This window comes from Porphyrobacter sp. ULC335, assembly GCF_025917005.1.
Classification (GTDB): domain Bacteria; phylum Pseudomonadota; class Alphaproteobacteria; order Sphingomonadales; family Sphingomonadaceae; genus Erythrobacter.
The window spans coordinates 1469049-1490015 of record NZ_CP078091.1 but is presented as its reverse complement, the minus strand read 5'-3'; the positions used below and the strand labels follow the sequence as shown (position 1 = coordinate 1490015).

General features: G+C 63.5%; 17 protein-coding genes and 1 tRNA gene. 11 read left to right on the top strand and 7 right to left on the bottom strand.

The annotated features are described in order from the left end of the window. The first annotated feature begins 152 nt into the window (after positions 1-152). Entirely contained in the window at positions 153-3194 is a 3042-nt protein-coding gene (locus tag KVF90_RS07270) for a TonB-dependent receptor domain-containing protein (protein ID WP_264394180.1), read from the top strand. An 84-nt stretch (positions 3195-3278) separates the two neighbouring features. Here KVF90_RS07270 and KVF90_RS07265 read toward each other — a convergent pair whose 3' ends face one another. Then, positions 3279-5135 carry an ABC-F family ATP-binding cassette domain-containing protein gene (locus KVF90_RS07265; protein WP_264394179.1) on the bottom strand — a complete coding sequence of 619 codons (1857 nt, stop codon included), beginning with the start codon at positions 5133-5135 and terminating at the stop codon, positions 3279-3281. A gap of 240 nt (positions 5136-5375) precedes the next feature. Between KVF90_RS07265 and KVF90_RS07260 the strand changes: the two genes are divergently transcribed. Genes KVF90_RS07260 through KVF90_RS07240 form a run of 5 tightly spaced genes read left to right on the top strand, consistent with a single transcriptional unit; the run spans position 5376 to position 12010 of the window. Further along, positions 5376-7529: a TonB-dependent siderophore receptor gene (locus KVF90_RS07260; RefSeq protein WP_264394178.1), complete on the top strand. Its 2154-nt coding sequence runs from the start codon at positions 5376-5378 to the stop codon at positions 7527-7529. A 23-nt stretch (positions 7530-7552) separates the two neighbouring features. Continuing rightward, on the top strand, positions 7553-8272 hold the full coding sequence (locus KVF90_RS07255) for an ABC transporter ATP-binding protein (RefSeq protein ID WP_264394177.1): 720 nt from the start codon (positions 7553-7555) through the stop codon (positions 8270-8272). Beyond that, positions 8269-9705, top strand: coding sequence for an ABC transporter permease (locus tag KVF90_RS07250; protein WP_264394176.1), 1437 nt, complete (start codon positions 8269-8271; stop codon positions 9703-9705). The genes KVF90_RS07255 and KVF90_RS07250 overlap by 4 nt, the downstream gene beginning before the upstream one ends. A 29-nt stretch (positions 9706-9734) precedes the next feature. Continuing rightward, on the top strand, positions 9735-10949 hold the full coding sequence (locus KVF90_RS07245) for a DUF3526 domain-containing protein (RefSeq protein WP_264394175.1): 1215 nt from the start codon (positions 9735-9737) through the stop codon (positions 10947-10949). After that, a complete protein-coding gene (locus KVF90_RS07240; RefSeq protein WP_264394174.1) occupies positions 10946-12010 on the top strand; it encodes a M14 family metallopeptidase in 1065 nt (354 codons plus the stop codon). The genes KVF90_RS07245 and KVF90_RS07240 overlap by 4 nt, the downstream gene beginning before the upstream one ends. A gap of 22 nt (positions 12011-12032) precedes the next feature. Here the strand turns inward: KVF90_RS07240 and KVF90_RS07235 are convergent, their stop codons facing one another. Next, the gene (locus tag KVF90_RS07235) at positions 12033-12533 is read right to left on the bottom strand and encodes an RrF2 family transcriptional regulator (RefSeq protein ID WP_264394173.1); all 501 of its coding nucleotides are present in this window, start codon (positions 12531-12533) and stop codon (positions 12033-12035) included. Positions 12534-12612: 79 nt separating this feature from the next. On the opposite strand from KVF90_RS07235, the gene KVF90_RS07230 reads away from it, so the two are divergent. The 4 genes from KVF90_RS07230 to KVF90_RS07215 all read left to right on the top strand — a co-directional run bounded on the left by KVF90_RS07230 (position 12613) and on the right by KVF90_RS07215 (position 15921). Beyond that, positions 12613-13227, top strand: a complete 615-nt coding sequence (locus tag KVF90_RS07230) for a hypothetical protein (RefSeq protein ID WP_264394172.1) — start codon at positions 12613-12615, stop codon at positions 13225-13227. 197 nt (positions 13228-13424) lie between these two features. Continuing rightward, positions 13425-14111: a response regulator transcription factor gene (locus KVF90_RS07225; RefSeq protein WP_264394171.1), complete on the top strand. Its 687-nt coding sequence runs from the start codon at positions 13425-13427 to the stop codon at positions 14109-14111. Continuing rightward, entirely contained in the window at positions 14108-15406 is a 1299-nt protein-coding gene (locus KVF90_RS07220) for a sensor histidine kinase (RefSeq protein WP_264394170.1), read from the top strand. The genes KVF90_RS07225 and KVF90_RS07220 overlap by 4 nt, the downstream gene beginning before the upstream one ends. Next, a complete protein-coding gene (locus KVF90_RS07215; RefSeq protein WP_264394169.1) occupies positions 15403-15921 on the top strand; it encodes a hypothetical protein in 519 nt (172 codons plus the stop codon). The genes KVF90_RS07220 and KVF90_RS07215 overlap by 4 nt, the downstream gene beginning before the upstream one ends. Positions 15922-15925: 4 nt before the next feature. On the opposite strand, the gene KVF90_RS07210 is transcribed toward KVF90_RS07215, so the two are convergent. The 5 genes from KVF90_RS07210 to KVF90_RS07190 all read right to left on the bottom strand — a co-directional run bounded on the left by KVF90_RS07210 (position 15926) and on the right by KVF90_RS07190 (position 19788). Beyond that, entirely contained in the window at positions 15926-17386 is a 1461-nt protein-coding gene (locus KVF90_RS07210) for a serine hydrolase domain-containing protein (protein ID WP_264394168.1), read from the bottom strand. 324 nt (positions 17387-17710) lie between these two features. Next, positions 17711-18133 (bottom strand): DoxX family protein, encoded by a 423-nt coding sequence (locus tag KVF90_RS07205; protein ID WP_264394167.1) that lies wholly within the window; start codon positions 18131-18133, stop codon positions 17711-17713. 50 nt (positions 18134-18183) lie between these two features. Further along, the gene (locus tag KVF90_RS07200) at positions 18184-18867 is read right to left on the bottom strand and encodes a hypothetical protein (RefSeq protein ID WP_264394166.1); all 684 of its coding nucleotides are present in this window, start codon (positions 18865-18867) and stop codon (positions 18184-18186) included. A 21-nt stretch (positions 18868-18888) separates the two neighbouring features. Next, complete coding sequence (locus KVF90_RS07195; protein WP_264394165.1) at positions 18889-19506, bottom strand: hypothetical protein; 618 nt, start codon at positions 19504-19506, stop codon at positions 18889-18891. Between the two features lie 191 nt (positions 19507-19697). Beyond that, positions 19698-19788 (bottom strand) — tRNA-Ser (locus tag KVF90_RS07190). 104 nt (positions 19789-19892) lie between these two features. On the opposite strand from KVF90_RS07190, the gene KVF90_RS07185 reads away from it, so the two are divergent. Next, entirely contained in the window at positions 19893-20939 is a 1047-nt protein-coding gene (locus KVF90_RS07185; RefSeq protein ID WP_264394164.1) for a peptidylprolyl isomerase, read from the top strand. Positions 20940-20967: the final 28 nt, after the last annotated feature.

Below are 20967 nucleotides of genomic sequence, written 5' to 3'. Positions count from 1 at the left end.
ATCCTAACCTAGTTGGTTGCAAGCGTCGGCAATCGCAGGACAAACGCCCGAATCTTCGCATGTGCAAGAAGCGGCAAGTGTATGACTGCCGCTGTCTGGGCGGGTGTACCTGCGAGGATCGAACAACGATCTCGAACAGGGAAATATCTTACATGATCAAGAATGACGTCAGGCGTCGCCACGCTCAACTCATGCTCACTGCCGGGCTGATTGGGCTGAGTGTTGGAATGCCGTCCGTTGCCGCCGCGCAGGATGCAGTCATCACCGCAGACGAAGTCGCTGAGGAAGAAGTCGAAGATATCGTGGTGACCGGTACGCGCATCCAGCGTCCCGAAGCCGCAACCGCCACCCCGGTGGTGAGCGTCACGGCCGAGAATATCGTCCAGTCGGGTATCAACAACGTTTCCGAACTGCTCGCCCAGAGCCCCGCGCTGTTCAATTCCGAAACCAATTTCGACGCGGCCGGATCGCAGGCGCGCACCGGCGCTGCGGGCGTCAACCTGCTCAACCTGCGCAATCTCGGCGCGAACCGCACGCTGGTGCTGGTCGATGGCCGGCGCCATATCGCGGGCGTTTCGGGTGAAGCGGCGGTCGATACCAACACGATCCCGGTCAGCCTGATCGAGCGGGTCGACATTCTCACCGGCGGCGTTTCGTCGGTCTACGGCGCCGACGGCGTCTCGGGCGTGGTGAACTTCATCATGCGCCGCGATTTCGAAGGCATTGATATCCGCGCGCAGAACGGGGTTTCCGACTTCGGCGATGCGGAAAGCCGCTTCTTCTCGGCCACCATCGGCAAGAACTTCGCCGATGATCGCGGCAACTTCACCCTGAACTACGAATACCGCGACGATGCGCGGGTCGGATACGGGGACCGCCCCAACGGCCGGTTCGAAGCCGACACGCTGGTCCGCAACCCCGACGGCTTCCTTGCCGATGGTACAGACGATCCCAACAAGCCCGACTTTGTCTTCCTGAACCGGATCGGATATTCGGACAGCGCCCCGGGCGGCGCGATCATCATCCGCCAGACTCCGGATGGCGATCTGCCGCCGGATTTCCTCGGCTCGGGCCTGCCCTATGATCGCGGCATATTCTTGCCGCAGTCGGGCTTCCTGGCGCAGGGCGGCGATAACACTCCGATCAACGACTATCAGGGCGATTTGCAAGCCGGGACCGAGCACCACTCGTTCAATGCCTTCTTCAATTATCAGCTGACGCCCGACATCCGCTTCTTCGCGGAAGGCAAGTATGTGAAGTCCGAAAACTTCACGATCGCGCAGCCCTCCTTCGATTTCTTCACCTATATCTCGGAAGATAACCCGCTGATCCCAGCCAACATCCGGGCTGCCGGACTCGACCAGTTCGGCGGGCTGCTGTTCAACCGTGACAACTTCGATTTCGGCACACGCGACGAGAATTTCGAGCGTGATCTCTATCGCACCGTCATCGGTTTCGACGGCAATGTCAGCGACAACGTGAAGTTCGAGGCGAGCTATGTCTATGGCCGCAACGACACCACCTACATCTCGACCAACCAGCGCATCGAAGACCGTTACTTCGCCGCGCTCGACGTGGTGGACGTCGGCCAGTTCCGCACCGGTGTGGCCAATGGCGTGTTCGATTGCCGCGTCAATGTCGACGGCGGGGCGCTCGCAGATGCTGGCAACGGCAATTATGGCGAAGCGCCGCAGACCTTCACGCCCGGTCAGTGCGTGCCGCTCAACATCTTCGGTGAAGGCGTTGCCAGCCAGGCAGCGCTCGACTTCATCCTGACCGACACGGAAAACGAATACCGCATCGAACAGCACGTCGCCAACGCCTTCATCAGCGGCGATTTCGGCAAGTTCTTCGAGCTTCCCGGCGGTGCGATCAACTTCGCGTTCGGCGGCGAATATCGCAAGGAAAGCAGCAATTTCCGTCCTGATGCGATCTCCACTCAGGTCACGGACTTCGATCCTGATTCCGGTGTGCTGGCCGATCTGGCGCTGCTCGCGCCCGAGCGTGGCAGCTTCGACGTTTGGGAAGTGTTCGGCGAAATCAACGTGCCGATCCTCGCCGACCGGCCGTTCTTCGAAGTGCTCGAATTCACCGTTGCGGGCCGTTATTCGGACTACTCGACCGTCGGCACCACCGAAGCGTGGTCGGTCAACGGCCAGTGGGCGCCGATCCGCGATATCCGCTTCCGTGGCGGCTATTCGGAATCGGTTCGCGCACCGAACATCACCGAGCTGTTCGCACCGCGCAGCGGGACGTTCGCCTTCATCAACGATCCGTGTGGTCCGGAAAACCTCAACCAGGGCACCTCGTTCCGCGCGGCCAATTGCCGGGCGCTGATCGAAGGTCTGGGCGTCGATTTCGACACCTTCGACCCGGCCAGCGACATCAATGCGAGCGCCAGCCGCGAAGGGATCTTCTCGGGCAACCGGAACCTCACGGAAGAAGGCGCGACCACCTGGACGGCGGGCGTGATCCTGCAGCCGAGCTTCGTGCCCGGTCTGACCGTGACCGGTGACTGGTACGACATCAGGCTTACGAACGCCGTGCGCACGGCAACGTTGAACGAGACCGCGCAGTTCTGCGTCGACTCGGCCACGCTGGACAACGTGTTCTGCGATCTGATCGAGCGCTCGACCAGCACGGGCTTCGTGAGCAATTACGAGCTGTCGCCGCAGAACGTCGCCTTCATCGAGACGGCGGGTGCGGATGTGACGGTGAACTATGCCTTCGAGCCGGGCGACGGCAAGCTGGGCCGGTTCAACCTGCGCGGCACCGTGGGCTACCTCGACAAGCTGCTGGTGCTTCCGGCCAATGGCGGCATCGTTGATGACAACCAGGGTGAGAACGGTTCGCCCGAGTGGGTCGGGACAGCCGATATCACATGGTCGCTCGATAACGTCACGCTCAACTACGGCGTGCAATATGTCGGCGATCAGCTGCGCTTCGAAAGGGACCAGATCGCTGGCGATCCGGACATTGCCGCGCCGGAATTCCTCGTGATCAACGATCGCTTCATCCACGATCTGCGGGCCGAATTCACCACCGACAACGAGCAGGCGAGCTTCTTCCTCGGGGTGAACAACTTCACCAACGAACTGCCGATCCGCGGGATCGCCAGTCAGTCAGGTGTGGGCTGGCTGGGCCGGTACTTCTATGCAGGTCTCCGCATCAACACCGACCAGCTTGGCTTCTGAGCCTTAGCTGCCGAACAAAAGAAGGGGGCATCCGGCGCGATCCGGATGCCCCCTTTTCTATGTCAGCGGTTGGTGCAGCGCAGCTCAGGCTGCTGCGATGGCTTCCAGCCCGGCGCCTGCGGCAAGCCACCGTTCTTCCGCCTCGGCGAGGGCATCGGCGGCTGCGGCGCGCTTCTTCAGCAGGCCCTGCATCGCCCCGCCTGCCTGCCCGCCCGCCTCGCTGCTGAGGGCAAGGATCTGCTGATCCAGCTGTTCCAGCGCCGAGGTTGCGCGGGCGATGTCGCTTTCTGCCTTGCTCAGCTCAGCTTGGGCGGAGCGCAGATCGGAACCGCCACCGCGCGCGCCTTTCGCTTTTCCGCCGCGGTCGCCCTTGGACTGGTTCCGGCCGAGAATGAAATCGATGTAATCATCCATGCTGCCGTCATATTCGCGCGCCGTCCCGCCATCGACCAGCACCAGCCGGTCCGAGGTCAGCTCGACCATGTGGCGATCGTGGCTGATCAGGATCACCGCGCCCGAATAGGAATTGAGCGCCTGGATCAACGCCTCGCGCGCGTCGACATCAAGGTGGTTGGTCGGCTCGTCGAGGATCAGCAGATGCGGCGCATCGCGCGTGATCAGCGCCAGCGCGAGTCGCGCGCGTTCTCCGCCCGAAAGCTTGTCGACGCGCTGGTTCGCACGCGGGCCTGAAAAGCCGAAGCGTCCGAGCTGCGCGCGAATGGCGCCCTGCGATTGCCCCTCCATCGCGCGGTTCATCAGATCAAGCGGGGTATCCTCGCCCGCCAGTTCCTCGACCTGATACTGGGTGAAGTAGCCGACTTTCAGCTTGCCCGGCGCGTTCACCGCGCCCTCTGCCGGGGAAAGTTGCGAGGCGAGCAGCCGCGCCAGCGTGGTCTTGCCGTTACCGTTGCGGCCCAGCAGGGCGATGCGATCATCCGCCTCGATCCGGAAGTTCAGCCGCTTGAGGATCGGCGGTGCATCGCCATAACCGACCGCTGCCTGTTCCAGCGTGATCATCGGCGATTTCAGCTCGGCCGGATCGGGGAAATCAAAGCTCAGCGACGGGTCTTCCATCATCGCCGCAATCGGCTGCATCTTGGCGAGCATCTTGGCGCGGGACTGCGCCTGCTTGGCGGTCGAGGCGCGGGCAGAATTGCGCGCAACGTAATCCTGCAAACGCGCGCGCTGGGCATCCTGCGAGGCCTTGGCCGCCGCCAGCTGCGCCGCGCGTTCGGCGCGCTGCTTTTCGAAGGCATCATAGCCGCCCGGATACAGCGTCAGCTGCCCGCCCTGCAGGTGCAGGATGTGATCGACGACCTTGTTGAGGAGGTCACGCTCGTGGCTGATCACCACCAGCGTCGCCGGATAGGACTTGAGGAAGTTCTCCAGCCACAGCGTCGCTTCCAGATCGAGGTGGTTGCTGGGCTCGTCGAGCAGCAGGATATCGGGCTCTGAAAACAGCAATGCTCCCAGCGCTATGCGCATCTTCCACCCGCCCGAGAAGCTGTCGACGGGGCGCTGCTGCATCTCTTCGTCGAAGCCGAGGCCGTTGAGGATCTTCGCCGCACGCGCGGGCGCGGAATAGGCGTCGATCGCCAGCAGGCGCTCGTGAACATCGCCCATGCGGTCCATGTCGGTGCAGGTTTCCAGTTCGGCCAGCAACGCCGCGCGTTCGGTCGCGGAGGCGAGCACGACCTCCTCGGGGGTCATGTTGCCGTGCGGGGCTTCCTGCGCGATATAGCCGATGCGCGCGCGCGAGGGCTTGGAGATTTCTCCGTCATCCGGCTCGATCTCGCCGATCAGCGCCTTCATCAGCGTCGATTTGCCCGCGCCATTGCGCCCGATCAGCCCGACCCGCGCGCCCACCGGCACGGTCGCACTGGCGCGTTCAAGGATGGCCCGGCCGCCAAGCCGCACGGTGACGTTGTCGATGGTAAGCATGGGCGCGCCTCTAACAGCCTATCGCGGTGCGCCCAACGGGAATCTCGGCGCAAATGGCTCCGGGCAGATCGAAGAACGGCCAATGGGGCTGCCGAAATGCCGTTTTGGAGGGTGCCGTTGTCCCATTGACAGCCTCTTGGAGAGTTCATATGCGATGTGATAACGTTTCACTTGCCTGACTCTGGGGAATCTCACGAGGCAAATGGTGGAATGTTCTCATTCCTCTCGACCGGATTTCCCATGACAAGCCAACGTGTCATCCTTGCCGCCTGCCTTGCGGGCACCTCCCTCCTCGCGTTCCCTGCGCCGCTCGCGGCCGAAGATGGCGTTGACGCACTCGCCGAGAGCGAGGCCCCTGACGCTATCGTCATCACCGCCACCCGGCCCGCCTACCGCGGCGAGTTCGATCCGCTGGAAGTGCCGCAAGCCGAACAGGTGATCGGCCAGCAAATGCTGCGCGACGTCAACGCGCTCGATCTCAACACCGCGCTCGACCTGTCGGCTTCGGTGGCGCGGCAGAACAATTTTGGCGGTTTGTGGAACAGCTTCGCGGTGCGCGGCTTCGTCGGTGACGAGAACCTGCCGAGCAATTACCTCGTCAACGGCTTCAACGCAGGGCGCGGTTTTGCAGGGCCGCGCGACCTGTCCGGGATCGAGGCGGTCGAGATCCTGAAAGGCCCGCGCGCCGCCCTGTTCGGGCGCGGCGAACCGGGAGGCACGGTCAACCTCGTCACCAAACGTCCGAAGTTCGAAAGCGCCGGCGAAATCCGTCTGCTGGCCGGTTCCTTCGACACCTACCGCGCAGATGCCGACCTGCAGACCACCCTCGGCAGCAATGTCGGGGTGCGCTTCGTCGGCTTTTACGAGGATGCGGGCAGTTTCCGCGATACCATCGAGACCGAACGGTTCGGCTTCATGCCGTCGGTCGCGGTGAACATCGGGTCGGCCACCCGTTTTGTTTACGAGCTGGAATATGCCCGGCAGGAAATCCCGTTCGACCGCGGTGTGGTCGCAGTGAACGGGGAACTGGGCGTAATCCCGCAGAGCCGCTTTCTGGGAGAGCCCGGCGAAGGGCCGAATGTCGCCGAGGTCTTCGGACACCAGATCGAATTGCAGCACGATTTCTCCGAGAACTGGAGCGCGCTGGTCGGTGTGAACTACCGCGACACCTCGTTGCAGGGCACCTCGACCGAAGCCGAACTGACCGGCAGCCGCCAGCGCCTGTTCCGCGACGGGCGCACGCTCACCCGCCAGCGGCGCTTCCGCGATTACGATGCGCAGTATTTCGTCGCGCGGGCCGAGCTTGCGGGCAATTTCACCACCGGCGACATAACCCACCGCGTGCTGATCGGTGCGGATACCGACCGGTTCGAGAATGATCAGGTGTTCCTGCGCGTCCGCGCGCCCTCGCTGGCCGGCAACCCGACCGAGCAGCAGTTGCAGGCGATCGACATCTTCAATCCGGTCTATGGCCGCTTCCCGCTGCCCACCCCGATGCCGCTGACCGACCGGGTCGAGGTGCAGAAGGCGACCGGGGTCTATGCCCAGTACCAGATCGGCATTGCCGAGAAGCTGGAGCTGCGCGTGGGCGGGCGGTATGACGATTACGACCAGCGGCTCACCAACCGTGCGAACAACGCTGTCGCGCGCACCGGGGAAAGCCGCTTCAGCCCGCAGGTCGGTGCTGTTTACCGGGCGACGCCGGAACTGTCCCTCTACGCCACCTATGGCGAGAATTTCCGTCCGCTTTCGGGCGCGGATTTCGCGGGCAATCCTTTCGACCCCAACCTGTCGGAATCGCTTGAGGGCGGGATCAAATACACCGCTGCCAATGGCCGCCTGACTGCGACCGCCAGCGTCTTTTCCATCCAGCAGGGCAACATCCTGGTGGGCGATCCGGTCAATGCCGGATTCACTCTGGCCGGCGGCGAAGCGCAGAGCCGCGGCTTCGAATTCGATCTGGAGGGCGAGATTGCAGAAGGGCTCGATCTGTGGGTGTCCTATGCCTACGTCGATGCCGAGGTTGAAGGCGACGTGCGCGATCCCGATTTCGGCCTGCCGATCGAAGCCGGTGACCGGCTGCTCAACATTCCCGAACACACGCTTTCGGTGCAGCTCGCCTATTCGACCGAAATTGCCGGGCGCGAGACGCGGTTCGGCGGCGGGGTGCTGCACGTGGGCGATCGGCTGGGCGAGGTCGGCACCGATTTCGAACTGCCTGACTACACGCTGGCGCGCGTCTTTGCCGAAGCGGAACTGACCGAGGGCGTGCGGCTGCGGCTTGATATCGACAACCTGTTCGATACCGAGTGGTACAGCAATTCCTTCTCGCAGCTGTGGGTGCAGCCCGGCACGCCGCGCAACGCGCGGGTCACTGCCAGCTTCGCATTCTGACGCCAGAACAAGAAAGAACCTCGATGGCAGCCGCGCTCGAAGCCCGATCGCTCTCGCTTGTCCGTGATGGCACCGTCGTCCTCAACGATGTGTCCTTCGCGGTCGCGCCGGGCGAGGTCTATGCCTTGCTGGGCGGCAATGGCGCGGGCAAATCGACGACGCTGCTGACCTTCCTCGGCTTTCTTGCGCCTTCGGGCGGAAGCGTGCTGGTCACTGGCCGCGAAGTCGCTGCCGATGTGCAGGCAGCGCGCGCGCAAATCGCCTACCTGCCCGAGGCAGCCGCACTCTACGGCCATCTCGATGCTTACGAGAACCTCGGCTATTTCCTCGATCTCGCCGGACGCAAGGTGGATCGGGGGGCGCTTGATGCCGCGCTCGATCAGGTCGCGCTTCCGGCCGAGGCGCGCGGGCGGCGCATGCAGTCCTATTCCAAGGGCATGCGCCAGAAGACCGCGATCGCGCTGGCGTTGCTGCGCGATACGCCGATCCTGCTGCTTGACGAGCCAACCTCGGGCCTTGACCCTGTCGCCATCGACGAATTTCACGACATGGTGAAGGCGCTCGCTGCGGCGGGGCGCACGGTGCTGATGGTGACCCATGATGTCTATGGCGCCTGTCAGGTCGCCGACCGCGTCGGCTTGCTGCGCGGCGGGCGGCTGGTTGGCAGCTTTCAGGCGGCGCCCGGGGGCCGGATCGACACCGAGACAGTGCACGCCGCCTTCGCCGCACGCGAGACGGCATGAGCGCGGCGCTGCGCATCGCACGCGAGGAGTGGCGGCTCTGGGCACGCTCGCGCGTGGTGCTCGTGGCGGCGCTGATCGTGGCCGTGCTGGTTGCGATCACCAGCGTGCTCACCGCGCAGCGCGTCGCGGACGAGGCAAACAATCGCAATGCGCGGCAGGCGAGCGCCGAGCAGACCTTCTTTGCCCAGCCTGACCGCCATCCGCACCGCATGGTGCATTACGGGCATTACGCTTTCCGCTCGCCCCCGCCACTGGCTGCCTTCGATCCCGGCGTGGACGCGGTGACCGGCCAATCGATCTTCCTCGAAGGGCACCGCCAGAACACCGCGATGTTCGCAGACACGCGCTCTGGCGCGGACCTCGGCGGGTTTGCCGCGCTGACCCCGGCCAACCTTTACCAGTTGCTGCTGCCCTTGCTGCTGATCATCATCGGCCACGGCGTATTGCTGCGCGAGCGCGAGAGCGGCACGCTGGCGGTGCTCCTGGCGCAGGGCCAATCGGGGCTGGCGCTCGCCAAGGGCAAGGCGTTGGCGCTGGCGGGCGTGGCCGGCCTGTTCATGCTGCCGGTCGCCGCACTTGCCATTTACGCGGTTTCTGCGGGCGAGGCACCGCTGGCGGCGGCGATGCTGTTTGCAGGTTATGCGCTTTACCTCGCCGTATGGGCCGCGCTGGTACTCGCCGTATCGCTGTGGGTGCGCCAACGCAGCGTCGCGCTGGGTCTGCTGGTGTTCGTTTGGCTGCTGGTTGCGCTGGTGGTGCCACGGATCGGCATCAATATGGGGAGCGCCGCTGTGGACGCCCCCGGCAAGATCGAAAGCGATCTGGTGATGCTCGCCCAGCAACGCTCGCTCGGGGACGGGCACAACGCCGCCGATCCCGCCTTCGATGCCTTGCAGAAGCAAGTGCTGGAACAGTACGGAGCGCAAAGCATCGAGGAGCTGCCGGTCAACTGGCGCGGAGTGGTCGCCGGCTATTCCGAGGCCAAGCTGACCGCTGTGATGAACGACTATGCCGAAGACCGGATGCAGATGGAGGCGCAGCAATCGCGCATCGTCACATGGTTCGGCCTTGCCTCGCCGACGCTCGCCGTGGGCGCAGCGTCGCGAACGCTGGCGGGCACGGACCTTGCCACCCACCACCGCTTCCTGCGCGAGAGCGAGGCCTTGCGGTTCGATTTCGTCCAGGCGCTCAACAATCTGCACGCCTCGGCGCTGTCCTATGCCGATGATGCGCAGCGCAGTTCCGATCCCGAGGCGGAGGCCCGCACGCGCGTGAATGCCGATGCCTGGCGTCTGCTCGACAGCTTCCGCTTCGCCCCCGACGCCGCAAGCGAGCGCGCGGCGCGGGCTGCGCTGCCGCTGGCGATGATGCTCGCATGGCTGGCGATGCTCGGCGGTGCCATCGTGATCGGCGCGCGGAGGCTGACGCCGTGAACGCCGTGCTGCGAGAAGGGCGCTTCCTGATGCGCGACCGGGGCGCGCTGCTGTGGATCGCACTCGCCTTCCTGCTGTCGGCTGCGGCAACCGGTTTCGGCGTAGCCGAGGTGCGCGAGCAGCGCGCCACCATCGCCGAATTGCGCGCCGAGGATGCGAAGGACCGGGCCAATGCGCTGGCAGGGCAGGCGGACTGGGGCGGAGCCGCCTATGCCGCCTTTCACCTGACCTATGCGCCGCCTTCCGATCTGGCCTTCGCCGCCTTGGGCCAGCGCGACACGGCCCCCTGGCTCCACCGCGTGCGGATGCTCGCGCTGGAGGGGCAGATACACGAAGCCGATACGAAGAATGCCGATTTCGGCCTGATCGGGCGGTTCGACTTCGCGTTCCTTGCCGCCACGATTGCCCCGCTGCTGCTGATCCTGCTGCTCCACGATCTGCGCGGCGCAGAGCGTGTGGCGGGGCGGCACGACTTGCTGGTGGCGACGGCGGGGCGGCCCTCGCGAATCTGGCTGCCGCGCGCAGCGGTGCGCTTTGCAGGGCTTGGCCTTGCCCTGTTGCTGCCGTTCTGGATCGGCGCGGTGATTGAAGGCGCGTCGCTTTCCAAAGTGCTGCTCGGGAGTGCGCTGGTGATCGGCGCGCTGTGTGTCTGGTGGCTGCTGGTCGAAGTGGTCGGCCGCTACAAGGCCAGCCCGCCGGTGCTGCTCGCCGCGCTGGTCGGCCTGTGGATCGCGCTGGCGCTGCTGCTTCCCGCCACCGCCCGCGCCGTGATCGAAGCGAGCAACCCTGTGCCCGACGGCGCGGAAATCCTGATGCTCCACCGCGAGGCGGTGAACGACGCGTGGGACATTCCCAAGGAAGCGACGATGACGCCCTTTCTGGCCCGCCACCCCGAATGGCGGACGCTTGGCGAGGTAAAGAAGCCCTTCGAATGGAAATGGTTCTACGCCTTCCAGCAGGTCGGCGACCAGCGGGCAGAACCCCTCGCCAAGGCATACCGCGACGGGCGTTTGGCGCGTGACCATGCCGCCGGGATGGCTGCCTTCCTCTCTCCCGCGTCACTGGTAGAGCGCGGGTTCGAACGGCTCGCCGGCACCGATGCGCGGGCCATGATCGCTTACGAGGAACAGGTGCGCGCCTATCATGCCAAACTGCGCGCGTTCCACTATCCGCTCTTGTTCCGCGACCCGCCCTACGATCCGGCTGTCTTCAAACGCCTTCCTTCCTATCGGCCCGCACCATGACCCTGCTCCGTACCCTGATCGCCGCTTTGCTGCTGGCGCTTCTGCCCGCCGCCGCCTTGGCCGAGGCCCGCCCTTTTGCCATCGCCGGACAGGAGGTTGCCACTGGCACGCGCGCCGATTTCCGCATCACCGTGCCTGCGGGGAATGACGGAGAAACCTTCATCCCGGTGACAGTCATCCACGGTGCGCGGCCCGGCAAGGTGCTGGCGGTGGTGGCAGGCGTCCACGGCTTCGAATTCGCCTCGATACTGGCGGCAGAGAGGCTGGCCGAGCGGATCGATCCGGCGCGTCTTTCCGGCACGCTGGTGCTGGTGCGCATCGCCAACATCCCCGGCTTCGAAGGGCGCTCACCCAACGTCAATCCGGTGGATCGCAAGAACCTCAACCGCGTCTTTCCGGGCAAGGCGGACGGCACCCAGACCGAACGTATCGCCGACCTGATTGCCCGTGAGGTGGTGGCCCGCAGCGACTTCCTGATGGATGTGCACAGCGGCGACGGGGCGGAGTTTCTCGATGCTTTTGTCGGGGTCTATGGCGGGCCGCTCGCCACGGATTTTCCGCTGGCGCTCACGGTGGCGCAGGGCTTCGGCTTTCCCAATATCGTGCGCTACAGCATGGAAACGCAGGCGCAGATCGATAGCGGCCGATCGCTCAACCGGCAGGGCGTGGCGATGGGCAAGCCCACCATTCTCGTCGAGATCGGCCAAAACGGCAGCCGCGAGGAAGCCCATGTCGCCGCGATTGTCGCGGGGGTAGAGAACGCTCTTGCCATCCTCGGCATGAGCGATGCGCCTGTGCGCGAGGGATCGGCGCCGCCGCGTCTTTTCAATGGGACGGTGTCGGTTTCAGCCTCGCACACCGGTATCTATCATCCGGCCAACCCCGTCCCCCGCCCGCTGACCAAGGGCGAAATGATCGGCACCATCCGCGATTACACCGGACGCGAGGTCGAGCGGCTGTTCTCCCCGGTCGATGGTTATGCACTCTATGGCATCACCGGTCCGCCGGTGGAGGCTGGTGACGGGATCGTGACGATCGCCCTCCCCGTCCCGGCTTTCTGATATCGTCGCCGGCCAGACCCGCTTACTCTGGCAGGTCCGAGATGTTCTGCGCATACCAGCCCATGATCTGGGCCAGATGATGCTGATCGCTTGTCGTCCCGACTTCGGCAACAATGTCCGCAAGGCTGATCGCCTTCAATGCAGCACGATAGGCCGTTTCAGCCCCGGCAAAGGCAGCGGCGATCGGACAAGCCTGCCTGCATTGGTCGCGGTGGAGCGCGCATGGCCCCTTTTGACGGATTTCTGTGCAGCGAAACGCCGGTAGGGTGCCGTCGATCGCAGCCTTGATGTCCCACAGCGAAATCGCCGCGGCAGGGCGGGCGAGGCTGTATCCGCCGGTTTTGCCACGGCTGGCCCGCACAATGCCCGCTTTGCTCAAGGCTTGCATCTGCTTGGCCATATAGGCGGCGGGCACGCCGTGATATTCAGCCAGCAGGGCGAGGCTCAATCCCTTGCCGGGGCCGAGTGGCGCAAGCAGCGTGCAGGCATGCACGCCCCATTCCACACCCTTGTTAATCCGCATCAAAGCCCTCCGTCAGACCGGGCTTGTAACACGCGCTTAAAGCGGATATCAAATATCCGAATATATCCAGCCAAGGAGAATGGCGATGTGGGCGCGCGTGCATTCGATCACCGGGATGTTGATCCTGACCTTCGTTGCATTGCACCTTGCGGTCCATCTGACAGCTTTGCTCGGCATCGCGGCGCACGTCAGGTTCCTGTCTGTCGTTCAGGTTGTCTATCGCAATCCGGTCGTCGAGCCGGTGCTGCTTCTGGCCTTTGCGCTACAGATCGGAATAGGCATCCGATTTGCCATATCGCGGTGGCGCTCCACCAGGGCTGACCGGTGGGCGCGCGTGCAGCTTGTCAGTGGGCTGTATCTCGCCTTTTTCGTGATCAACCACACCGGTGCAGCGCTTTATGCGCGCTATGGCGCAGCGCTCGACACCAATTTCTACTGGGCGTCCGGCGTGTTGCTGCACCCGGTCCTGCGCTGGTACTTCTACCCCTATTACGGGCTCGCGATCCTCGCCGTCTTTACCCATTTCGCTGCTGCCGTTTGGTACAGAACCCGCAGCGTCGGTTCTGTGCGACTTGCCATATTGTCGGGGGTGGGCATCGCCGGACTTATTCTGCTGTCATTTGGTGGATGGCTCTATCCGATCGCCACGCCGGATGCCTACCAGCGCTATTATGACGGCTTGATCGCCCTTTGAGGCTGTCGTCATCGCCGCTCCGCGCTCGGTGCACCATATACAGCACCGGTACATCGGGTTTCACAACTTTTTGACGCGGCATGTTACTAAACGGCGCACGACTGCGTCAGGATCGTGAGCCATCGCGGGCACGCGTCGGGGGTTTGCGATAGGCCGGACATTTTGTCTGGCCCCTGATGACCGGTTAAGGACGTTCGATGAAGGCTGGCCTCGACATACTTCTGATCGAAGATAACGACGCGCTGGCTGCGAACATTGCCGATTATCTTGAGGAGCGCGGCCACAGGATGGACTTTGCGACCGATGGTGCATCCGGGCTTGCCGTGGCGACATCCTCGCAGCCCGACATCATCCTGCTCGACATTGCGCTTCCCAGACTGGACGGGTTGATGCTGTGCGAACAGCTGCGGAAAGATGCGTCGCACTACATTCCCGTGCTGATGCTGACCGCGCGCGACACGCTGGATGACAAGCTGGCCGGCTTTGCCGCCGGAGCTGACGATTATCTGGTCAAACCGTTCGCCCTTGCGGAGCTTGCCGCCCGCATCGACGCATTGTCGATGCGGCACCGCGTCGGCACAAACCACTGCATCCAGATCGGTACGTTGACGCTCAATCGGCAGGAGCAACGCGCATCGCGCCGTGGCACGGAATTGCGGCTCACTCCGATCTTGTGGAGCATCCTGCTGCTTCTGGCAGAGGCTTACCCCCGGCCACTCTCGCGCTCGGAAATCACGCGCCGGTTGTGGGGTGATGATCCGCCGCCGTCCGATGCATTGCGCAGTCACATTCACCTGCTGCGCCAGACATTGGATAAGCCTTACGCGCAACTGATGCTCGAAACCGTTCACGGGGTGGGCTTCCGGCTGGTCGCCGATCAATGACGCTTGGCACATCTTCCCTGCGCATGCGGATTGTCATTGGCGCAGTTTCCACCGCGATCATCACCAGCGCGCTGTTCGGGCTGGTGACCTTCGTATTTGCCTACACCGTCGAAGACCGGATTTTCGGCGGCGCTCTCGAGAACGAGGTCCTTATCCAGCAGGCGAACTGGCAGAAGCACAACCGCCTTGCCGAACCGTCGCGCGAATACATGCGGATTTTTCGCAAGCCATCCGAACTACCCCGTGACTTGCGAGCGCAATTCGATCTGAACGATGACCAAACCGAATTCTTCGGGACGGCCGACAGATATTATCATGTGAGCCGGTTCACCCTTCCCAACGGCGGCGGAAAGGCCATCGCCGTGGCGGAGGTTGGGCCATACCTGGTCGTGCGGCCGCGGCGCGACAAGATGATCAAGGCACTTCTGGTACTGTCGACGCTGATTGCGCTGGTTTCCGGCGGCATCGGGTATTTCATCGCAAGTCAGGCCGTCGCGCCCCTGTCGAAGCTCGCTGCCGAGCTGTCAGGCCAGCGTGACGAAGCCGTGCCGGTTATCGACAGCAGTGCCTATCGGACCAGGGAAATCTCCATTCTGGCAACGGGGCTGGAAACGGCTTTCGACCGGGTGCGCGCCTTTGTTGACCGCGAACGCGCCTTTACACGCGATGCCAGTCATGAACTGCGAACTCCCCTTGCGGTCATTCGCAGCGGCGCGGAACTGCTGGCGTCCCGCACACCCGACGACGACGTTGCGGCTGGCCCGATCAAACGCATTGAAGCCGCCGCCAAGGATATGGGGCGGATACTGGATCTGCTGCTGACGCTGGCGCGCGAGAACGGTGCACCGCAGGCCATCAAACCACTCTTGCCGCTCGTCGAGAGAGCCGTTTTCTACGCCAGCGAGCGGTTTTCGAACGCCGATATCCGCCTGATCGTCAACGTGTCGCCAGACCAGACAGTGCCGATGAACCCTGTTGTCGTGCAGCTGATCCTCAACAACATCATCGGCAACGCGTTCCAGCACGCCAATCACAGCACCTTGACCGTGTCAGGCAGTGGACGATTTCTTTCGGTTACCGACACCGGGCCGGGATTGGGCGATGATTCGCTGCTGGAACCCTTCCGCAAAGGCGCTTCGAGCACCGGGGAAGGGCTTGGTTTGTCGATCGTGCGCCGGTTATGCGCCCAATCGGCAATCGGGCTGTCGATCGCCACCGGCGACGACGCGGGAACATGCTTCACACTGGAATTCGCCGAAGCCGGGGAAACGCCGTTCGGAAAGGGAAAATCATGAGTCTTGAACGGCGCTTCTGGTGGTTCTGGACGGGCGGTCTGGCGATCATGGCCGTGATGATCGCGATCAACCCGATCTTCGTCAGCGATGTTTCGCCTTGGGGTATCCGCGACCATCAGTCAGCGGGCAGCGCGGCGCAGATCGACGCAATTCACTCTGCCTGGCTGGCCGCGGGCGTGATGGAATATGCCAAGGCAATGGTGGCTTTGGACTTCGCATATATCGCGCTCTATTCATTCGGCGCCTTCTGCGGCGGGCGCATGTTCCTGGCTGCGAACCGGCCCGCGCTGAAGGTGTTCGGTGCAATCATCATGGTGGCAGCCGTGGTGATCGCCGTGGCGGACACCATCGAAACCGTCTGCCAGCTGATTCAGGCGATGCAGGTCAAGGGCGATGACACACTCGCGGGAATTGCCGCGACAGCCCAGCCCATAAAATCGACCGGGTTCTTCACCAGTCTCGTGACCATTCCCCTGGCGTTGGCTGTCAGGAAACTTTCGGCCAAACGGGCATAGACGGTCATTCGAACCGGAGCGTCAGCGTGCGATTGGGGCCAAACCGCGCGGTGTAACTGCCATCTGTCTGCGCCCGCGCATCGAAGACGCCGATCGGCGTGACCAATGCAGCACGCGACAATCCGCCCGCTGCATCAAGGCCCACGAGCCGGAGTGCGGCCGCATCCTTTTGCGGGAACGGATTGAAGTAATCTGCGAGCGGTTTGTCGAGCAGGATCTCGCCCGTGCAGACGCCGTCCTCCATGACGAAACGGACGCTTCCGGCGACCTGGCTTTCGCCGAATTGCCCTGCATAGCGCGTGGTTACGGTCGGGCATTCCGAAGCCACCAATCCTGAAGGCGCCGGTTTGAACGGTGCGGCGATCATCATTGCGGATTGCTCGATCGATGAAACCCAAAGCGCGTTCGAAAGCAGGCTGACCGCCATCGATTGATCCGGCCAAAGCACCAGCGCACTACGCGCACCAATGGTGACGCCGGCGTGATGGGCAATTCGCGCACCGTCGGCATCGGTACCGGTGCGCCAGCCGAAGCCGACGACATCCTGCCGATCCATCACGACGCTGCCATCGTTCAGCCGGGCTGGCGTCAACATCCAATCGAACGTTGCCGATGACACGACCTTGCCGCGCATCATCCTCCCGCCGAATTCCGCCAGTGCTGCGGGTGTCGCCCCCATCCCGCCGCCTGCCCAGGTGTAGCTGAAGTCGTGCGGTTCGGCAGGTTGCGCCTGCCCTTCGACGAACTCGTAGGCGACGGAAGCGGCGGGATTGCCGCTGTTTGTGGCATCGGGGACGATCGTCAGGCCCGGCGTTATCCGTGTTGCCAGATAATCAAGGTAACGCACCCCCGCGCGCTGTTCAACGACCGCGCTGAGCAGCGTGTATCCCCAGGATGAATAGCTGAATTCGCTGCCCGGCTTGAACAGCAGGTCACGGTCCTGAAAGACGCCCACGGCTTCGCGAACGCTGGAATAATGAACGCCCCCGCGCTGCTCGTCGACATCCTGATAATGGGGAATGCCTGCGGTATGGGCGGCGAGCTGCCGCGTGGTGAGCGGCGCCCACCGGGACGAGAGATAGGGAAGGATCGCCGCCAACGGCTGATCAATATCGAGCGCGCCATCCTCCTCCAGCCGCGCCGCTGCCGCAACGCCGAGAAGTTTGGAGACGCTCGCAAGCCGGAAGATGGTGTCGGATTTCACAGGCAGGTTCTTGTCCACATCGCGGTGGCCTGCCGATCCGGACCACACCACCGCGCCGTCCTGCCAGACAGACGCGCCCATGCCGGGCACACCATTCGTTTCGATCAGCGCCTGAAGGATCTTGTCTGCAACCTGCGAGGAATAGTCGTGCGCCTGCTCCGCTTCGGGTTCAGCGGCCATCGCCTGCGACGCCAGGATCATGGCGAGAACACCGGTTGCACTGACCCGTGCCACGCCCGCACCAATTTCAATTCGCGCCATGGGGCACCTCCTCCTGAATGTCTGCTTCAAACCGGATCAAATCCGAACAAGGCCCACCATGACCGGGCGCCAACGGCAAAGCTGGCGGCATGATGTCCGGCGGCAAGCGCCACCGTCTCGCCACCCGCTCCGAGAGTCATTCCAGGAGCGGATGTCGCAGCCCGCAACATTCGGCGGGCGAAAACCCGGCGCGTGCCAGATAGGCAAGCTCCTGATGCAGCGCCGCCCCGTGAAGGATGAAAGGGTCGAGCGCGTCCGTCCCGGCAAGGATGGGCACGCCTGCCGATAGGACTGCGGCATACTTCAACACGCGGCGCATGGTGATTAAGCCGGACTGGGGTCGAACAAGGACGCTTTGGCGTCACGGTCGGCTGCGATGACGACGATCAGTGCCGCCATCAACGCGACGCTGTATTCGCTCCCGCCGGTGCCATGTTCGCCGACGAACCAGCCGAAATGCCGATGGATCAGCGCAATCCCCGTCGCGGCGATCATGAACAGCACCGCCGCTGCCTGCGTCACATATCTGTTGAGGATCATCGCTGTCCCGGCGGCGAGCTCTGCCAGGGTGATTGCCCATACCAGCGCCTCTCCCTGCGGGAACCCGAACGATTCCATGGCGGCGCCGAACTGCGGGATCGTCCCGAGAACGATCCGGACCGCGGCGTGGGCCATGAACAGCAGCGCCGTGACAATGCGGAGCATCGTCACAGCATGTCGCAGCGAGGGAAACCCAAAGCGCTTCATTACGAATTCCTCAGAAAGGTGCGATCGGCCAGCGCCACGGCGGTGACCGGTCAGCGCCGCGTTGTGCGAAAATTCTTGATGTATGCGGTCGTGCCGTCGCCGATCCAGATCCCGACGCCGCCCGGCTGAGCGGCGTATCTGAGATCGTCGATTTGCAGAACGGCTTGTCCGTCAACGAAAGCCGCAAGGTCACCGCCGTCGATCTCGAGTCGAAGCCGGTGCCACTGCCCCAGCTTTACCGCCGCAGACTTTTCGTACCGGCCCGGCGCTGATTTGCGCGAATCGTCGAAATGAAAACCGGGATGCGCCACATATTGCACCGCGCGCACATCGCGGGGCGCAGGCGGCGGGGGATCGTTCAGCGTACCGTTGGCCATGCGCAGGTAGACGGCCTCGAAGTTTTCGCGGCGATCATCGATGTGGAACGCGATCCCGACAAAGCCACGCGCATCCTGGCCCCCCTTGCCGTTGATGACCCCGGCCACATCGACCTCGATCACGCCATCTGCGAAGTCTTCGCCGAGCACCACGAAAGTCGGCCGATTGCCGCCCGCACCCTGCAACTGACGCGCCTGTTCTTCGGCCGTCAGTTCCAGCCGGGTGGCCCGATCGCCCAGCCAGGAGCTTTCCGAAACGCTGACATGCTGCGCCATGAGCGGCGCCACTCCGGCTTCCGGAGCTGTGCCGGAAGAGCTTGCACAGCCCGCCAGCGCGCTTGCCGCAGCAATACTCAATATCAATGCCTTAAGCATCGCTCAGCACTCCATACTGAAGTCGAACACCCGGTAGGCTTTCACGCCCACGCCGCCTTCTTCGAGGTACGGCGTGCGCGAACACTTCCGGGAACGCGACGTGACGTCGAGCTCGGACGTCTGACCCATCTGTCCGCCTGGGCCGAGGATATCGACCCGATTATCGGCGACGCCATATTGGGTATCGCTGAAATGGATCCCGCTGCCCTTTTCGGCGGTATTGGGCGCGGGGAAAGCCTCCACCGCCTGCGTCGCCTCGTTGGACGCGGTGTAGAGGGTCATTGCCTTGTTCTTGCCCGCTTTCATCGGCGGAATGTCAGGACCGCTGATGACAATGAAGGCGAACTCGCTGCCGCTGGTTGGCGCGACATAACCTGCCTTTTTCGGCCCTGCCACGGATGTGACCGAGCACGATCCTCCCGCAGCGCGATTGTCGTCACCGCGCCAATACCCGTCCGCGCTTTCGAACACCTTCTTGACACCGGCGCTTGTTGTCTGGGCGCCCGCTGCATCGCTTTGCGTGTTTCTCGCCAGATACTTGCCGAGCGTCGATTGCGCCTGCGCTGCCGGGGCGGCGAGCGTCAAACCAAGGACGATTATCAGGGCGCTGCGGGCGTTCATCAGCGTGCGGCTTTCATTGACTGACGCAATCAGACGATTGTCAGATGCATGTTCTCCCGCGTGGATGACGCAGCCGCTGTGAAAAGGATGTCAAAGCCGCGCCTGAACCTCTGGACGCGCCACGATGACGGGCTGCGTCCACGCGGAAGGTCAGATTTTCACGCACACAAATCTGATTTTATTGGATTATTTGGCGGAGCGGGTGGGATTCGAACCCACGATACGCTTTTGACGTATACACACTTTCCAGGCGTGCGCCTTCGACCACTCGGCCACCGCTCCGCATGACTTTCCGGTGCGCGACATAGGCGCATGGAAAGGCAAGAGCGGGCCCACTAGCCGCGAATGGATTGCTTCGCAAGGCGCGTGGTGGCACCAAATGCGCCATGAGAACGATGCTTCTGGCGGCTTCGGCTGCATTCGCCCTCTCCGTGCCGCTGACCGCGCAGGAGGCCACCAAGCCTGTGGCCCTGGCACCCTCGGAAATTGTCGCTGCCGCGCCCAAGGCGGACTGGGTGGCGATCCCGGCGGAGGATCTGCTGGTGATGACCCTCGCCCCGGATGCGGATGGCAAGCCGCGACAGGTGGTGATCCAGCTGATGCCTGCGCCCTTCTCACAGGGCTGGGTGCACAACATACGCCTGTTCGCCCGCGCCAAGTGGTATGACGGCATCTCGGTCAACCGGGTGCAGGATAATTACGTCACCCAGTGGGGCGATCCCAACTACGACAACCCGGAGGCGACGGGGAAGCCCAAGCCCCTGCCCGAAGGGCTGAAGGTGATGGGGGAGGCGGAATATCTCACCGAGCTTAATGCTTCAGTGTCGCCGTTCCTTTGGTTCAGAGATCATCGCATCGCATACGAAGGTTTCGGCAAATCGGGTTCTGTTCAGCTTCGTCCCGTTCCACGCCGTGCCAACTTTTTTGATCCTTACAGTCCCATCGTCACTTTTTCGAACGGGTTTCCAATCGGAACCGCGTTCGCCCCGAACAGTCCACCGGAAATCGGCTGGCCCACCCACTGCTACGGCATGGTCGGCGTTGGCCGGAACTACTCCCCCGACACCGGATCGGGCGCGGAGCTTTATACCGTAATCGGCCATGCGCCACGCCACCTCGATCGCAATATCGCGCTGGTCGGCCGGGTGATCGAGGGGATGCAGCACCTCTCCTCGCTGCCGCGCGGGTCGGGTGCGCTCGGCTTCTATACCGCCGAGGAAGCGGGCAAGCGCACGCCGATCCTGTCGGTGCGGGTGGCGAGTGATCTGGCCGCTGGTGAGCAACCGAAGTTCGAGTATCTCTCGACCGAGAGCGACACCTTCGCCACCTATGCCGAAGCCATCGTCAACCGCCGCGATCCGTTTTTCATTGTGCCCGCGGGCGGAGCGGATATTTGCAACATCCGCGTGCCGGTGCGGCGGGTGGCCCCTTAGTCGTCATTGCGAGCGTAGCGAAGCAATC

Bases quoted from the DNA above. Each gene is read 5' to 3' on its own strand.
- KVF90_RS07230 (WP_264394172.1), top strand. From the start codon at position 12,613: ATGGCGATGTGGGCGCGCGTGCATTCGATCACCGGGATGTTGATCCTG.
- KVF90_RS07195 (WP_264394165.1), bottom strand. From the start codon at position 19,506: ATGAACGCCCGCAGCGCCCTGATAATCGTCCTTGGTTTGACGCTCGCC.
- KVF90_RS07270 (WP_264394180.1), top strand. From the start codon at position 153: ATGATCAAGAATGACGTCAGGCGTCGCCACGCTCAACTCATGCTCACT.
- KVF90_RS07205 (WP_264394167.1), bottom strand. From the start codon at position 18,133: ATGAAGCGCTTTGGGTTTCCCTCGCTGCGACATGCTGTGACGATGCTC.
- KVF90_RS07215 (WP_264394169.1), top strand. From the start codon at position 15,403: ATGAGTCTTGAACGGCGCTTCTGGTGGTTCTGGACGGGCGGTCTGGCG.
- KVF90_RS07235 (WP_264394173.1), bottom strand. From the start codon at position 12,533: ATGCGGATTAACAAGGGTGTGGAATGGGGCGTGCATGCCTGCACGCTG.
- KVF90_RS07185 (WP_264394164.1), top strand. From the start codon at position 19,893: ATGAGAACGATGCTTCTGGCGGCTTCGGCTGCATTCGCCCTCTCCGTG.
- KVF90_RS07260 (WP_264394178.1), top strand. From the start codon at position 5,376: ATGACAAGCCAACGTGTCATCCTTGCCGCCTGCCTTGCGGGCACCTCC.
- KVF90_RS07240 (WP_264394174.1), top strand. From the start codon at position 10,946: ATGACCCTGCTCCGTACCCTGATCGCCGCTTTGCTGCTGGCGCTTCTG.
- KVF90_RS07220 (WP_264394170.1), top strand. From the start codon at position 14,108: ATGACGCTTGGCACATCTTCCCTGCGCATGCGGATTGTCATTGGCGCA.
- KVF90_RS07210 (WP_264394168.1), bottom strand. From the start codon at position 17,386: ATGGCGCGAATTGAAATTGGTGCGGGCGTGGCACGGGTCAGTGCAACC.
- KVF90_RS07225 (WP_264394171.1), top strand. From the start codon at position 13,425: ATGAAGGCTGGCCTCGACATACTTCTGATCGAAGATAACGACGCGCTG.
- KVF90_RS07250 (WP_264394176.1), top strand. From the start codon at position 8,269: ATGAGCGCGGCGCTGCGCATCGCACGCGAGGAGTGGCGGCTCTGGGCA.
- KVF90_RS07245 (WP_264394175.1), top strand. From the start codon at position 9,735: ATGCGCGACCGGGGCGCGCTGCTGTGGATCGCACTCGCCTTCCTGCTG.
- KVF90_RS07265 (WP_264394179.1), bottom strand. From the start codon at position 5,135: ATGCTTACCATCGACAACGTCACCGTGCGGCTTGGCGGCCGGGCCATC.
- KVF90_RS07255 (WP_264394177.1), top strand. From the start codon at position 7,553: ATGGCAGCCGCGCTCGAAGCCCGATCGCTCTCGCTTGTCCGTGATGGC.